At 72.3% G+C, this 14,187-nt stretch carries 15 protein-coding genes and 2 tRNA genes; 5 read left to right on the forward strand and 12 right to left on the reverse strand.

Features of this window, described 5'->3' with window-relative positions; genetic code table 11:
• The 3 genes from JUB11_RS12555 to JUB11_RS12565 all read right to left on the reverse strand — a co-directional run bounded on the left by JUB11_RS12555 (nt 1) and on the right by JUB11_RS12565 (nt 3,923).
• Nucleotides 1–318 carry a cupin domain-containing protein gene (locus JUB11_RS12555; RefSeq protein WP_207458887.1) on the reverse strand — a complete coding sequence of 106 codons (318 nt, stop codon included), beginning with the start codon at nt 316–318 and terminating at the stop codon, nt 1–3.
• Nucleotides 319–402: 84 nt separating this feature from the next.
• On the reverse strand, nt 403–2,562 hold the full coding sequence (locus JUB11_RS33370) for an HlyD family efflux transporter periplasmic adaptor subunit (RefSeq protein WP_207458888.1): 2,160 nt from the start codon (nt 2,560–2,562) through the stop codon (nt 403–405).
• Nucleotides 2,559–3,923: an HlyD family efflux transporter periplasmic adaptor subunit gene (locus JUB11_RS12565; RefSeq protein ID WP_207458889.1), complete on the reverse strand. Its 1,365-nt coding sequence runs from the start codon at nt 3,921–3,923 to the stop codon at nt 2,559–2,561. The genes JUB11_RS33370 and JUB11_RS12565 overlap by 4 nt, the downstream gene beginning before the upstream one ends.
• 289 nt (nt 3,924–4,212) lie before the next feature.
• Here JUB11_RS12565 and JUB11_RS12570 point away from each other — a divergent pair.
• From JUB11_RS12570 to JUB11_RS12580, 3 genes are all read left to right on the forward strand, one after another.
• Nucleotides 4,213–4,289 (forward strand) — tRNA-Asp (locus JUB11_RS12570).
• A gap of 6 nt (nt 4,290–4,295) precedes the next feature.
• A tRNA-Gly gene (locus JUB11_RS12575) sits at nt 4,296–4,370 on the forward strand.
• A gap of 184 nt (nt 4,371–4,554) precedes the next feature.
• Nucleotides 4,555–4,794 carry a zinc ribbon domain-containing protein gene (locus JUB11_RS12580; protein ID WP_207458890.1) on the forward strand — a complete coding sequence of 80 codons (240 nt, stop codon included), beginning with the start codon at nt 4,555–4,557 and terminating at the stop codon, nt 4,792–4,794.
• Between the two features lie 10 nt (nt 4,795–4,804).
• Here JUB11_RS12580 and bluB read toward each other — a convergent pair whose 3' ends face one another.
• The 3 genes from bluB to cobA are packed head-to-tail and all read right to left on the reverse strand — an operon-like array spanning nt 4,805 to nt 7,591.
• The gene (gene bluB / locus JUB11_RS12585; protein WP_207458891.1) at nt 4,805–5,476 is read right to left on the reverse strand and encodes a 5,6-dimethylbenzimidazole synthase; all 672 of its coding nucleotides are present in this window, start codon (nt 5,474–5,476) and stop codon (nt 4,805–4,807) included.
• Entirely contained in the window at nt 5,473–6,807 is a 1,335-nt protein-coding gene (locus tag JUB11_RS12590) for a cobyrinate a,c-diamide synthase (RefSeq protein WP_207458892.1), read from the reverse strand. Before JUB11_RS12590 ends, bluB begins: the two co-directional genes overlap by 4 nt.
• Nucleotides 6,800–7,591, reverse strand: a complete 792-nt coding sequence (gene cobA, locus JUB11_RS12595; protein WP_207458893.1) for a uroporphyrinogen-III C-methyltransferase — start codon at nt 7,589–7,591, stop codon at nt 6,800–6,802. The genes JUB11_RS12590 and cobA overlap by 8 nt, the downstream gene beginning before the upstream one ends.
• 34 nt (nt 7,592–7,625) lie before the next feature.
• Between cobA and JUB11_RS12600 the strand changes: the two genes are divergently transcribed.
• Nucleotides 7,626–8,744, forward strand: coding sequence for a cobalt-precorrin-5B (C(1))-methyltransferase (locus JUB11_RS12600; protein ID WP_207458894.1), 1,119 nt, complete (start codon nt 7,626–7,628; stop codon nt 8,742–8,744).
• Here JUB11_RS12600 and cobM read toward each other — a convergent pair.
• Genes cobM through cbiE form a run of 3 tightly spaced genes read right to left on the reverse strand, consistent with a single transcriptional unit; the run spans nt 8,723 to nt 11,102 of the window.
• Nucleotides 8,723–9,484, reverse strand: coding sequence for a precorrin-4 C(11)-methyltransferase (gene cobM, locus JUB11_RS12605; protein ID WP_207458895.1), 762 nt, complete (start codon nt 9,482–9,484; stop codon nt 8,723–8,725). The two genes, JUB11_RS12600 and cobM, sit on opposite strands and share 22 nt — an antisense overlap.
• Nucleotides 9,481–9,879 carry a cobalamin biosynthesis protein gene (locus tag JUB11_RS12610; protein ID WP_207458896.1) on the reverse strand — a complete coding sequence of 133 codons (399 nt, stop codon included), beginning with the start codon at nt 9,877–9,879 and terminating at the stop codon, nt 9,481–9,483. Before JUB11_RS12610 ends, cobM begins: the two co-directional genes overlap by 4 nt.
• A complete protein-coding gene (cbiE, locus tag JUB11_RS12615) occupies nt 9,876–11,102 on the reverse strand; it encodes a precorrin-6y C5,15-methyltransferase (decarboxylating) subunit CbiE (protein WP_207458897.1) in 1,227 nt (408 codons plus the stop codon). Before cbiE ends, JUB11_RS12610 begins: the two co-directional genes overlap by 4 nt.
• Before the next feature lie 182 nt (nt 11,103–11,284).
• Between cbiE and JUB11_RS12620 the strand changes: the two genes are divergently transcribed.
• Complete coding sequence (locus JUB11_RS12620; RefSeq protein ID WP_207458898.1) at nt 11,285–12,040, forward strand: cobalt-precorrin-6A reductase; 756 nt, start codon at nt 11,285–11,287, stop codon at nt 12,038–12,040.
• Here the strand turns inward: JUB11_RS12620 and cobJ are convergent.
• Genes cobJ through JUB11_RS12635 form a run of 3 tightly spaced genes read right to left on the reverse strand, consistent with a single transcriptional unit; the run spans nt 12,022 to nt 14,179 of the window.
• On the reverse strand, nt 12,022–12,816 hold the full coding sequence (cobJ, locus tag JUB11_RS12625) for a precorrin-3B C(17)-methyltransferase (protein WP_207458899.1): 795 nt from the start codon (nt 12,814–12,816) through the stop codon (nt 12,022–12,024). The two genes, JUB11_RS12620 and cobJ, sit on opposite strands and share 19 nt — an antisense overlap.
• A complete protein-coding gene (locus JUB11_RS12630) occupies nt 12,813–13,556 on the reverse strand; it encodes a precorrin-2 C(20)-methyltransferase (RefSeq protein WP_207458900.1) in 744 nt (247 codons plus the stop codon). Before JUB11_RS12630 ends, cobJ begins: the two co-directional genes overlap by 4 nt.
• On the reverse strand, nt 13,553–14,179 hold the full coding sequence (locus JUB11_RS12635) for a precorrin-8X methylmutase (protein WP_207458959.1): 627 nt from the start codon (nt 14,177–14,179) through the stop codon (nt 13,553–13,555). Before JUB11_RS12635 ends, JUB11_RS12630 begins: the two co-directional genes overlap by 4 nt.
• Nucleotides 14,180–14,187: the final 8 nt, after the last annotated feature.

The raw sequence follows: 14,187 nt of genomic DNA on the forward strand, positions 1-14,187 counted from the left end.
TCAGGGCGCGCGAGCCAAATTCACCTCGACCAGCACGGTGTCGGCCAGGAACTCGGCCGCGTGCCAGGCGTCGGGGTCGAAGCGAACCACCATGCCGGGGCGCAGCTCGACTGGGCCGGACTCGCAGTCGAGCCGCGCGCGACCCTCCAGCACCAGCAGGAACTGCTCATGGTCGTGGCTGTGGCGCGCGGCCACGGCGCCCGCCTTGGTTCGGATCCGCCTGAGGCTCGCGCCGGTGCCGCGAATCTCCCGGCGCTCCGCCCCGTTCCCGCCTGCCGCAGGCAGTTCGTCCCAGGTGAAAGCGTCCGTCTTCGGCATGACCCCTGTCCTCCGTCGCCCATCGCCGATGCTCGGTGCGTCGGCAACAGCGGAACGGACCGTTTCGCCTGGACGGGACACTCGTTAGAAGCCGCTTTCCCGGACCAGAACGCCCAGCGCCGTGCGCCAGATTCCCGCGGCGATGCTCTCCCGCTCGCCCTCCAGCCTCACGGCGCCGCGCTCCACGCGGGCCGGGGCGGGCAGGGGGGAGGTGGCGCGCAGGAGCACCCGGTAGACCGGCTTTTCCGGGACCAGCGCCTGGTCCTGCCCCTGGTAGGAGGGGACGCCGCCGCCATGGACCGACGCCAGGGACGGTTCCGTCAGCAGGCGGCTGCTCGCCGTCGCGATGGCCGTGACCTCCGCGTCGACGGCGTCGCCGGAGGGATCGTCGGGCAGGAAGCGCGCCCGGGTTCCGACGCCGATCCGGCGCAAGTCCTCCTCCCGGACGTAGGCCTCGATCACGCTGGAACGCGGGTCGATCAAGGTCGCCAGCCGGTCGTTCCTCTTCACCCACTCGCCGGTTGCCAGGGGATCGGCGACATCGACCAACACGCCGGCGAAGGGCGCGGTCACGTCGAGCCGGGCGAGGTCTGCCTTGAGCGCCTGCGCTTCGGCACGCGCGGTTTCCAACTCCCGCCAGGTGGATTGCGTCTGGTCGAGCAGGTCGCGGTTGAGGCTCATCACCTGGACTCGGCCCTGCAACACCTCGACCTTTCGCTCGGCCTGGGCCAGCTCATGGGCGAGGTCGGGCGATTCCAGGCGGAACAGCCGGTCGCCCTCGGCGGCGGCAGCACCGGGGCGGGCGTTCATCTCCGCCAGGCGCGCGCCTTCCGGCGCAAAGAGCTGGGTCTGCTGCTCCGCCTTCAGCACCGCCGGGGCCGTCAGGCCCCCCTCCCATGGCACCAGCACGGCGGCCAGCCCGGCCAGGGCAACGGTCGCCGTGACGAGGGCGTTGCGGGTCGGACGGATGCCGCCGGGCCGAGAGATCCAGCCGCGCAGCTCGGTGAAGATCGGTTTGCCGATGAACCACCAGAGTTCGACCGCCATCAGAAACAGCCCCAGAAGCTTGAAGAACAGGTGATAGACGAGCAGCGCGATGCCCAGGAACAGGAAGAAGCGGTAGATCCAGGTCGCGTAGGCGTAGAGGAGCAGGGTGCCCCGCAGGCGCGGCGCGACGGGTTCCGGCGGCGGGTCGCCGAAGCCGAACAGCAGCTCCCGCAGGCGCCAGCGGGCAAGCCCGAAGGCGCGGTCCTGGAGGTTCGGCACGTCGAGCCAGTCCGACAGCAGAAAATAGCCGTCGAAGCGCATCAGCGGGTTCAGGTTGATCAGCAGCGTCAGCACCCAGGTGGAGGTGGCGAGCAGGAACACGGCACTGCGCAACGGCCCGTCCGGCAGGAAGCTCCAGGCCAGCGTGGCCCAGGCCGCCAGCGCCAGCTCCGCCGCGATGCCGGCGCCGCCGATGCGCAGGCGCTTGGCCCGCGATGGCAGCTTCCAGGCCTCGCTGACGTCGGTGTAGAGCACCGGCCACATCACCAGGAACACGATCCCCATCGTCGGCACCCGGCAGCCGTAGCGCCGTGCCGTGTAGGCATGCCCGAACTCGTGCAGGATCTTCGCACCCCCCAGCGCGCAGCCGGCCAGGATCGCCCCCTCCAGCGAGAAGAAATGCAGGAAGGTGGTCACGAAGGCGTCCCACTGGCGCAGCGCCAGATAGCCACCGGTGACCGCCGCCAGCAGCGTCAGCAGCAGGAACGCCCGGCTGTAGAGCAGCGAGGCCAGCGGCAGGGTCGCGCGCAGGAAGGCGTCGGGGCGGACCAGCGGGATGCGGAAGGAGAGATAGGTCTTCAGCAGCCACATCAGCCAGGGCGGGCGCTGCGCGTCGGCCAAGGTCTTCAGCCGCCCGAGCGCTCCGTCGCCCTGCGCCTGGAGGAGCCCCTGCGACCAGAGGAAGCGCGCGAAGCCCTCAACCTGGCCGGGGGTGGCGGCGATCGTCGTCTCTCGCGACACGGCGGCGGCGATGGCCGCGGGTTCCGCGTGATGCCAGCGCGACAGGATCTCCAGCTCGACCCAGCCGATCCGGAAGAACCGGTTGCTGGACGGGTCCTGGAGCGTCCAGCTCGGTGCGCCGTCGGGCGAGCGCGGGCCGGGATGCAGTGACAGCTCCTCCCGCAGGGGCGGAAGGCGCATCGGCTGGGCCGCCGGCTCCCCGGCGTCCGCCGCGCCGACGGTGACCGCCGCCGTCACAGCCCGAGCCGCTGGCGGGCGGCGGCGAGCGGCCGGCGCAGGATGGACAGGATCAGCGGGCTGTCCTGGCCGTAGAGCTTGGCGATCCCCTTCAGGCCGATGCGCGGCGGCGCGCTCTCGCCCTCCAGCCGCGCCTTCAGCCGGTAGGCCAGCACGCCTTCCGGCGTCGGCTCCGCCTGATAGCCGCTGTAGCTGAGCCGGGCGGGAATGACGTTCTGCGGGTCGATGTTCAGGAACAGGCGCACCTCGGCCCCCTGGTCGAGCGCGATGGCGTCGGCGACGGGCAGCCGGATCTCCAGCTCCGCCTCGGCCGGATCGGCGACGGTGAGGATCCGTTCGCCGAGGCTCACCGGCTTGCCAATCCAGTCATGCACGTCGTTGAAGATGGCGATGCCGGCGCGCGGCGCGCGGATCTCCACGCGGGCGAGGAGCTCGTTGACGTAGGCGACCTCGGCGGCCTGCTGCTCCATGCGGCCCTTCAGGACGGCGACGCTGGCCTTGTTGGTCCGCGTGTCGAAGACGGCCTGCTGCGAGGCCTGCCGGTATTCGGCCTCGGCCACCTCGTAGGCCTTGCGGGCGACCTCAAGCCGGTTCTGGAGCTTCGTGCGGTCGAGCACCAGGAGAAGCTGTCCCTCCCGCACCGCCTCGTTCGGCTGGACCTCGAACCGGTCCACCACCCCGTCGATGGGCGCGCGCACGACCGTGGGGTCGAGCGCGATCACCTCGGCCGGCGCCAGGGCGGATTGCGGTACGGGCGTCGCCAGCGCCGCGACGGCGCCGCCGAGCAGCGTCATGGTCAGGAGGAGCCGTCCCGGACCGCGCAGGCGCCAGCGGCGCTTGCCCCCGGTCAGCGCCTTCAGCGCATGCCCATAGGCGTCGGCGGCGTAGCCGAGCAGGTGAATTTCCCCCGTGCTCCACGGCTCGTCGCGGGCGAGGAGGAGGGCGGCGGGCCGTTCACCGGCGCCGGCCAACGGCAGCCACAGGGCATGGGCCGGCAGCCAGTCGGCCCAGCCGCCCGCGAGGTCCGGCGGCAGCGCGGCCGCGTCCAGCGCCACGGGACCGCCATGGGTCGCGCGCGCCCAGGCGAACAGGCGTTTCAGCCACAGCACGTAGGGTGCGTTGCGGTCCACCATGGGGACGCCGGACAATGCGGCCACCGCCCCATCACGCCAGAGGGCTGCCTGCCGGTAGCGCAGGAGCCCCAGAGTCTCGTTCACGATCAGAAAGCCCAGCTCCTCCGCCGTCGCGGCCTGCCTCGCCCGGCGCTCGAGCTGGAGAAGGCCTGTGAGCACGAGGAGTTGCCGGTTGCCGTCCGCCGCTTTGGCGTCCGCGTTCGGCTTCGGTGCGACCGTAACTGTCATGGCGGTGAATCACTGGCGTTGCGGGCGGGGGCTTTGCGGGCGGGGCCTGGGCCGGCCCGCCACCGATGAACCGGACAATGCCGGACGGGCGCCGAGCCTTTCAACCCGCGTGTCAATTTGTCTAAAAAAGCGCCCAACGCCAAGCGGTTGCGGGATGCGACAGGCTGGAGCAGGGCAGGGGCGGATGGCAGGGTTCGGGAAGAAGTTTCACGAAAACGAAAAATGCCCCTTGCCGCCGGCCCGGCTTTGTCGTACTTACGCGCCACTTCCGGTGCAGGCCGGAGGGGATGCGGGTGTAGCTCAGTTGGTTAGAGCGCCGGCCTGTCACGCCGGAGGCCGCGGGTTCAAGTCCCGTCACTCGCGCCACACACTGCGGGCGTAGCTCAGGGGTAGAGCACAACCTTGCCAAGGTTGGGGTCGAGGGTTCGAATCCCTTCGCCCGCTCCATCCTCCCCCAGCGGGATGGATGAAGCGACATCGAAAAGGCCGGCGGTAACGCCGGCCTTTCGCTTTTTCAGCCCGATTTTCCGTTGCGGCAAGGACCCCACCGTCGCGCGGGCCGTTGCTCCCGTGCGATAACAAGCCATCCCGGCCGGTCCGGCCGGGCCTGTCCGATTGGGAACGGAACCCGATGCCGAGTTACGACTATCTCTGCGACGCCTGCGGCCCCTTCACCGAAATGCGGCCCATGTCGGAATCCAGCCTGCCGCAGCCCTGCCCGGTGTGTGGTGCCAGTTCCTCCCGCGCCTTCCTGCGCGCGCCGAGTCTGGGCGGCGGTGCGTCCCCCGCTGTGTCCGGCGCGCCGGCCTCCGGGCACGTCCACAGTGGGAGCTGCGGGTGCAGCGGGCTGCGTCGGAACGCGTTCGGTTGAGGCGCTTCGTTCAATCCTGCCCGGCTTTCCGTCCCCATTGGTCGCGGAAGACCAACTCCTCCAGCGGCAGGCGGTTGCGCCAGCCAGCCTTTTCCAGTTCGGGCTGGTCGAGGAAGTGGGTCACGTAGCCGATGCAGAGATAGGCGACCGGCACGATCTCCTCGGGCAGCCCCAGCGCGTCGCGCAGGGCCTGTTCGTGCAGGATGCTGACCCAGCCGACGCCCACCCCCTCGGCCCGCGCGGCGAGCCAGAGATTCTGTACGGCGCAGGCGCAGCTGTAGAGGTCCATGGCCGGGTTGTGGGTGCGGCCCAGCACCACCGGGCCGCCGCGCCCGCGGTCGCAGGTGATCAGCAGGTTCACCGGCGCGTCCTTGATCCCCTCCAGCTTCAGCCGTGAATAGAGCGCCTGCCGCTCGCCGGTGAACAGCGCGGCGGCCTCGTCGTTGGCTTTCAGGAAATCGGCGTGGATGCGGTCCTTCACCGCCGGGTCCGTGATGAGGACGAAGTTCCAGGGCTGCATGAAGCCGACCGACGGCGCGTGATGCGCCGCCAGCAGCAGCCGGCGGAGCAGATCCTCGGGCACCGGGTCGGGTCGGAACTGCCCGCGCACGTCGCGCCGGGTGAAGATGGCGCGGTAGAGCGCGTCGCGTTCTGCTTGAGAGAATCCGTCCCCGCCGCTCACGAGGCTTCACCCGAGGCGATGATGTGGAAGAAGGAGGCCGAGACCCGGTCGCGCCGCCCGCCGAGCGCGCCGAGGTCGGTGCCGTCGGCGGCGCAGGCGTTGAAGAGCGGTTCGTCCTCGCCGCGTGTCAGGATGGACGCGTAATGGAACTCGTGCCCCATCAGCACGCCGCCGGCCCCGCCGAGCGGGCTGTCGCCCAGCAGCGTCGCCCGCCGGTATCCGAGATGAAGCTTGCGCTTGGCGAAGGAGGTGCGGACGCCGAGCAGGCCGGCCATGGCGTGGGTGGTGCACTCGGCATCCTCCAACGTTTCGCCCAGCACCATGTAGCCGCCGCACTCCCCATAGACGGTGGCCGTCTCCGCGAAACCGCGCAGCCCCTCCAGGAAGGTGCGGGCTCCGGCGATGCGCCCGGCGTGCAGCTCCGGATAGCCGCCGGGCAGATAGACGGCGTCGGCGCCTGCCGGCGGCGGATCGTCGGCCAGGGGGGAGAAGAAGGCGATTTCCGCCCCGGCTGCGCGCCAGCCCTCCAGCAGGTGCGGGTAGGCGAAGGTGAAAGCGGCGTCGCGCGCCACGGCGATGCGCTGCCCCAGCGGCGGCAGGGCCGGGTGGAGCGGCCGGTCGGGGACGCCGTAGGGCTTCGCCAGCGCTAGGACGGCGTCGAGGTCCACATGCTCGGCGACGATGCGGCCGAGCGCGTCGAGCCGTGCCTCCAGGTCCTTCGTCTCCCCCGCCTGGACGAGGCCGAGATGGCGTTCAGGCAGGGCGATGTCGGGCTTGCGGGGCAGGGCGCCGAGAACCGGGATGCCCAGCGCCTCGATGGCGCCGCCGGCCAGTGCCCGGTGGCGCGGGCTGCCCAGGTTGTTCAGCACCACGCCGCCGATGCGCACATCCCCGCGGTATGTCGCGAATCCCTTGACCAGCGCGGCCGCGGACTGCGACTGGCCCCCGGCGTTGACCACCAGCAGCACCGGCCAGCCGGTGCGGGCGGCAATGTCGGCGGTGGCCCCGCTGCCGGTGGCCCCGGGAACGGCCACCCCGTCGAACAGCCCCATCAGCCCTTCGCCGATCACGAGGTCGGCGCCGTCGCCCGCCCGCCGGATCAGCCCGTCGAGCAGGCCGGGCGCCATGGCCCAGCTGTCCAGGTTCACACTCGGCCGGCCGGTCGCGGCCTGGTGGAAGGCGGGGTCGATGTAGTCCGGCCCGGCCTTCGCCGCGCCCACCCGCACCCCCCGCGCGCGGAGCGAGGCAAGCAGGCCCAGCGTCAGGGTCGTCTTGCCGGTGCCCGAGGCGGGGGCGGCGACGATCAGGCCGCGGACGGAGGGCTCAGCCATGGGGCAGATCCTTCAGCCAGTCGAGCGAGGGGCGCAGGGTGACGACCTCCCCGATGACGATGATGGCCGGCGGCTCCAGCCCGCTTGCCGCGAGATCCTCCACGCAAGCCTCCAGCGTCGTGACCAGCACGCGCTGCCGTTCGGTCGTCGCCTCCGTCACAACCCCGACTGGCGTCGCGGGGGCGCGTCCGCCCGCCATCAGCTCCGCCGCGATCTGCGGAAGGCCGCGCCAGGCCATGTAGAGGACCAGCGGCGCGCCGGTGGCGGCGAGCGCGCGCCAGTCCGGCCCTCCGCCCTGGGAATAGCCGGTCGCCAGGATCACCGCCTGGTTGGTGCGCCGGTCCGTCGCCGGGATGCCGGCGTAGGCGAGCCCAGCGATGCCCGAGGTCAGGCCGGGCACGATGCGGAAGGGGACGCCGGCGTCCGACAGTGCGCTCGCCTCCTCACCGCCGCGCCCGAAGACGAAGGGGTCGCCGCCTTTCAGGCGCAGCACGCGGTTGCCCTCGCGCGCCAGCTCGATCAGGCGGCGGGTGATGTCCTCCTGCTGGGCGGACGGCTTGCCGCCGCGCTTGCCGGCGAACTCCAGCCGGGCGTTCGGTCCCGCCAGGGCCATAATGCGGTCGCCCACCAGCGCGTCGTGGACGATCACGTCGGCTTGCCTTAGACCTTGCAGGGCCAGAAGCGTCAGCAGGCCCGGATCGCCGGGACCGGCCCCGGCAAGCCAAACGGTGCCGGGTTCGAAGGGAACGAGGACGGAGTCGGGAATCGGCTCTGCGGTGGTCATGGAGCAGCGCTCATCGAACGAAGACGGCAATGGGATGGAGACGGCCAGCTTGCGCCGGGGCTGGACGACGGGCAGTTGCGCCACCGCCGCGGCGCGCGCGGCCTGCGAGGCGCTTTTCACCGGTAACTTCCCCGACCCCGTGACCATCACGCTGCCCGGCGGGCAGACGCCCGCCTTCGCGCTGGCCTGCCACGAGGCCGGGGAGGGCTGGGCCATGGCCGGCGTGGTGAAGGACGCGGGCGACGACCCGGATGTGACCCACGGCGCGCTGGTCGGCGCGCGGGTGACGCGCGGCGCGCCCGGCAGCGGGGTGAGCTTCCGGGCCGGATCCGGCGTCGGCACGGTCACGCTGCCGGGCCTGCCGCTCCCCGTGGGAGAGCCCGCCATCAACCCGGTGCCGCGCGCCATGATCCGCCAGGCGGTTGAGGAGGCCGCGGCGCTGGCCGGCGTGGCGCCGGACGTGGTGGTGGAGATCTCCGTCGAGAACGGGGAGCTGCTGGCCAAGCGCACCATGAACGCCCGGCTGGGCATCCTCGGCGGCCTGTCGATCCTGGGCACCACGGGGATCGTCGTGCCCTATTCCTGTGCCGCCTGGATCGCGTCGATCCAGCGCGGCGTGGACGTGGCGCGGGCGGCTGGCATCGACCACGTCGCGGCCTGCACCGGCGACGTGTCCGAGAAGGCTGCGGCGCGGCACCACGGCCTGTCCGAACAGGCGCTGATCGACATGGGCGACTTCGCCGGGGGCACGCTGAAGTATCTGCGCCGCAACCCGGTGCCGCGCCTGACCATCGCCGGGGGCGTCGCCAAGATGGGCAAGCTCGCGCGCGGGCTGCTCGACCTGCATTCCAAGCGCGGCAGCGTCGATTTCGACTGGCTGGCTGACCGGCTGGCCGAACTGGGCGCTGCACCGGTCCTGGTCGCGGAGGCGCGGCAGGCCAACACCGCCCTCCAGGTTCAGGGCATGGCGGAGGCGGCCGGATTGCCGCTCGCCGGCCGGATCGCGGAGCTGGCGCAGGCGACCGCACTCGGCGTGCTGGAAGGCGCGCCTGTCGTGGTCGAGGTGCTGGTCGTGAACCGCGCCGGCGTGATCGTCGGCGCGGCGCCCTGGCGCGGGCCGGACGCGGATTCTCATTCCCCCATGCCCCGGTAGCGGCGGATGTGGGAGCCATCATAGAGCGCGCTGTTGCGGAAATCCTCATGGCCGAGCGTGCGGCCGACGAGGATCAGGGCCGTGCGTTCCACCGGTGCCTCGGCGAAGCGCGCGGCGATGGTGCCGAGCGTGCCGCGCAGCACCGCCTCGTCCGGCCAGGAGGCGCGGTAGACGATGGCCGCCGGGCAGTCGGCGCCGTAGAGCGGGGTCAGCCGGGCCACCACGCTTTCGAGCGTGTGGATGGACAGGTGAATCGCCAGCGTGGCGCCCGAGGCGCCCAGCACCTCCAGCGTCTCCTTCGCCGGCATGGCCGAGGCGCGGCCCTCCGTCCGCGTCAGCACCAACGTCTGGCTGACCTCCGGCAGGGTCAGCTCCTGTCCCAGCGCGGCGGCGGCGGCGGCGAAGGCCGGCACGCCCGGCGTTATCGTGTAGGGGATCCCAAGCTCCCGCAGGCGGCGGGTCTGCTCGCCCACCGCGCTGAAGACCGACAGGTCGCCCGAATGCAGCCGCGCCACGTCCTGCCCGGCCGCGTGGGCGCGCGAGAATTCCGCGGCGATGCCGTCGAGCGTCAGGGGGGCCGTGTCCAGGATGCGCGCGCCGGGCGGGCAGTGGGCCAGGATCTCCTTCGGCACCAGCGAGCCCGCGTAGAGGCACACCGGGCAGGAGGCGATCAGGTCGCGGCCACGAAGCGTGAGGAGGTCGGGCGCGCCCGGTCCGGCCCCGATGAAGTGAACGGTCATGGCAACTCCTCCAGGACGGCGATGGCGCAGGTGGCGGCGGGGCTGGAACGGCGCGTCAGCAGCAGCCGCGCGCCCGGCCCGGCGGCGGCCAGCGCCGCGGCCTCGGCCACCGAGGCGAGGCCGACCGCCGCCTCGACCCGCGCGGAGCGGGTTTGAACACGATCCTGCGCCGCGTGCAACGCCGCATCGTCGATGAGCCGCAGGGGAAGGGACAGAAGCCGCGCGGTCCCGGCGATGCCCGGCTCTTCCGCCTTGCGGGCGGGGGCAGCGAGGATCAGGCGGGCGCGGGCATTCCCGTCCATTCCAGCCTCGTCCAGGCAGGCGCGCAGCAGCCCGGCGATCTCCTCCGCCGGACAGCCCTTCCGGCAGCCGACGCCTGCCGCGACCAGCCTCATGCCCACGGCTTTTCCGTCCGCCAGAGCGTGACCGGCATCAGCGGACGCCAGCCGTGGAAGCCGCCGAGCGGCACGGCCCGGCTGACCGAGATCTGCGACAGATGCCCGCCGAACCGCGCATGGGCGGCGACCATCGCCGCCTCGCTTTCCAGCGTCACGGCGTTGGCGACCAGCCGCCCGCCGGGCTTGAGCGCGTCCCAGCAGGCGTCGAGCAGGCCGGGGGCGGTCAGGCCGCCGCCGATGAAGACGGCGTCGGGCGCCGGCAGGCCGGCCAGCGCGTCGGGGGCCTTGCCCCGCACCAACTCCAGCCCCGGCACGCCGAGTGCCGCCGCGTTCAACGGGATCCGCGCGGCGCGGTCCTCGCGCGGCTCGATGGCAACGGCGCGGCAGGCGGGGGAGGCCAGCATCCATTCGATCCCGACGGAGCCCGACCCGGCGCCCACGTCCCACAGCAGCTCCCCCGGACGGGGCGCCAGCCAGGACAGGGTGATGGCGCGCACCTCGCGCTTGGTGATCTGGCCGTCCTGCTCGAACCAATCCTCCGGCAGGCCGGGCGTGAGCGGCAGGACTCGCGCGCCGGGCAGCGCCGCGCAGTCCAGCGCGATGGTGTTGAGGTCGGCCGTGCGCTCCTCGGTCCAGGCGTCGGCCGTGGCCTCGACCCGGTGTTCGCGCGGTCCGCCCATCGCCTCCAGCACGGTCAGGCGCGACGGGCCGAAGCCCCGCGCGCGCAGCAGGGCGGCGAGCCTGGCCGGCGTGGTGCCGTCCCAGCTCAGCAGCAGCAGGCGCGCGCCCGGCCGCAGGTGCGGGATGACCAGTTCCAGAGGGCGGCCATGCACGGTCAGGCAGGTCGCCTCCTGCAAGGGCCAGCCGAGCCGGGCCGCCGCCAGGCTGAAGGCGGAAGGGGCCGGCAGCACCAGAGTCTCCGCCGCCGGAACGAGCCGGCTCAGGGTCGCGCCGATGCCGTACCAGGAGGGGTCTCCGCTCGCCAGCACGCAGGTCGGACGGCCGCGCCGGGCCAAGAGCAGCGGGTAGGCGTCGGACAGGGGGGAGGGCCAAAGCAACCGCTCCTGTCCCACCCGCTCCGGCACCATCGACAGGTGCCGCGCCCCGCCGGCCAGAAGCCCGGCGGCCTCTATGAGAGAGCGGGCGGAAGGCGCCAGCCCGTCCCAGCCGTCCTCGCCGATTCCGACGATGGAGAGCCAGCGGTTGGACGTGCTAGTCACTTGATCCCCTCTCCCCTTGGGGAGAGGGTTAGGGTGAGGGGGTTGCGGAGGGACGTTTACGTTCGGCAAAGGCGGAACCCCCTCACCTTCCCAAGCCTATGGCTTGGGCCCCTTCCTCTCCCCGGAGGGGAGAGGGAAACGGCCGGGACGGGTGCAATGATGTTTGGGGCACAGGAAACCGCATGAAAGCGCTGATTCTCGGCGGAACGACGGAGGCGATGGCGCTCTCCCGCCTGCTGGCCGGGCACGCGGCGGTCGCGGCGACCGTGTCGCTGGCAGGGCGCACGAAACGGCCCGTGCTGCCGCCGTTGCCCACGCGCATCGGCGGATTCGGCGGCGTCGAGGGGCTGAAGGCTTATCTCACCGAAGAGGGCATCCGCGCCGTGGTGGACGCCACGCACCCCTTCGCGGACGGCATGTCCGCCAACGCGGCGACGGCCTGCCGCGCGCTGGGGTTGCCGCTGCTTGTGCTGACACGCGACCCCTGGGTGCCGGGGCCGGAGGACCGCTGGATCGGCGTTCCGGACATGGAGGCCGCCGCAGAGGCGGTCCGTCCGCTCGGCCCCAGCATCTTCCTGACCGTCGGCCGGCAGGAGCTGGAGCCCTTCGAGGCCGTTCCGGAAAAGAATTACCTGATCCGCGCGGTCGATCCGCCGGATCCCATGCCCGCCCTGCCGAACCATAGGCTCCTGCTCGACCGAGGCCCCTTCACGCTGGAGGGGGAACTGGCCCTGCTGGACGGGCACCGCATCGGCGCGCTGGTCAGCAAGAACAGCGGCGGACGGGCGACGGAGGCCAAGCTGGCCGCCGCGCGCGCGCGGGGCATCCCCGTGGTGATGGTCGAGCGCCCACGTGGAAACGGCGTGCCGGAGACGCATGACCCCGCCGAAGCACTCCGCTGGCTGGAAGGACTCGCCGGTCACGCGGGCGCCCTGTAGCTGCGCGGGGTGTAGACCCAGGGCTGCCTGCCGTCGCGCGGGATCAGGCGGGTATGGGAGGCGCCGACGATCACCACCGTGCGCATGTCGGCTTGGGCCGGATCGACGGCGCCGAGGCTGGTGACGATCAGCTTCTCGTCCGGGCGGCCGATGGCCTGTCCCAGGATCACCGGCGTCTCCGGCGCGCGCACCTCCCGCAGGACGTCGAAGGCGGCGCCGAGCTGCCAGGGGCGGGCGCGGGAGATGGGGTTGTAAAAGGCGATGACGAAGTCCGCCTCCGCCGCCAGCCGCACGCGGCGGGTCACCACCTCCCAGGGCTTCAGGTTGTCGGAGAGGGAGATGGCGCAGAAATCATGGCCCAGCGGCGCGCCGGCCCTTGCTGCGGCGGCCTGCATGGCCGACACGCCGGGATCGACGCGCAGGGGAACACGGTGCCAGGCGGCGGGTGCTGCCGGGTCGTCCAGCGCCTCGAACACGGCGGCGGCCATGGCGAAGACGCCGGGGTCGCCGCCGGACACCACCGCGACCCGCCGCCCCTCGGCCGCGAGCGCCAGCGCCTGGCGCGCCCGGTCCAGCTCGACCCGGTTGTCGGAGGCGTGGCGGATCTGTGGACCCGGCGGCACGCGGTCCACATAGGGGCCGTAGCCGACGATGTCCGTGGCCTCGGCAAGGTCGCGCCGCGCCTCCGGCGTCAGCCAGTCCTCCGGCCCCGGACCGAGCCCGACGACGGTCAGCCAGCCGCTTGCACCGTCCGCCTTCGTCCCTGGCGCGCTCATCCGCGCTTCCCCACGCCGGGAATGACGATCTGCGAGAAGTAGGGCGCGCCGCTTTCCGGCGCCTCGGTGAAGGGCATGACGCGCTGGTTCTCCATGCTCGCCCGCTCCACGTACCAGGCGCGCTCGGCGAGGCCGGCGGCGATCACGGCGCGGCGCACCTTCGGCAGGTTCTGGCCCAGCTTCATGACCACGGCGGCGTCGGCGTTGTTGAGCGCGCGCAGCAGCGATTCCTCGTCCAGCGTGCCGGGAATGACCGACAGAACGTCGTCACGGATCGTCAGCGGGCGCGGCAGCAGCGAGGCGCTGCACACCATGGAGGTGACGCCGGGAACCACCTCCGTCGGGAAGCGCGATGCCAGCCGCAGGAACAGGTGCATGAAGGAGCCGTAGAAGAACGGGTCTCCCTCGTTCAGCACGACCACCGAGCGGCCGGCGGCGAGATGGGCGGCGACGCGCTCGGCGGATTCGTCGAAGAAGGCCTCGATCTGCCGGCCATATTCCGGGTGGCCGGGCGGCAGCTCGACCGTCACCGGATAGACTAGCGGCATCTCCTCATGCTCGGCCGTGATGCAGTCCGACGCCGTGCGGTGGGCGTTGCCCTTGGTGCCGCGCTTGCAGAAATAGGCGACCACCGGGCAGGCGCGGATGGTCCGCATCGCCTTGACGGTCATCAGCTCGGGATCGCCGGGGCCGGTGCCAACGCCGTAGAGGACGCCGGTGGTCTGGGTGGGGCTGTTCATTCGACGTCGCTCGCAAGGGCGTTGACCGCCGCGGCTGCCATCGCGCTGCCGCCGCGCCGGCCGCGCACGGCCAGGAAGGGAATGCCGTAGGAATGCTCGGCCAGCGCGTCCTTGCTCTCCGCCGCACCCACGAAGCCGACCGGGAACCCGAGGATCGCCGCCGGCTTGGGCGCGCCGTCAGCCAGCATCTCCAGCAGGCGGAAGAGGGCCGTGGGCGCGTTGCCGATGGCGACGACCGATCCGGCGAGTTGCGGGCGCCACAGCTCCAGCGCCGCGGCGGAGCGGGTGTTGCCGATCTCCTTCGCGAGGTCCGGCACGGAGGGATCGCGCAACGTGCAGACCACCGCGTTATCGGCGGGCAGCCGGGCGCGGGTGATGCCGTGGGCGACCATCTCGCTGTCGCAGAGGATGGGTGCCCCGGCCCGGAGTGCGGCCCGCGCGGCGGACCCGACGTCGGGGGAGAACATCAGGTCCTGCACGACCTCCACCAGCCCGCAGGCGTGGATGATCCGGACGGCCACCGGCGCCAGGTCGGGCGGCAGGCCGGACAGGTCCGCCTCCGCCCGGATGGTGGCGAAGGACTGCCGGTAGATGGCCGCACCATCGCGAATGTAATCGTACAGCCCGTCAG

Origin of the sequence: Azospirillum sp. SYSU D00513, from assembly GCF_017356015.1 — a bacterium.
GTDB lineage: Bacteria > Pseudomonadota > Alphaproteobacteria > Azospirillales > Azospirillaceae > Azospirillum.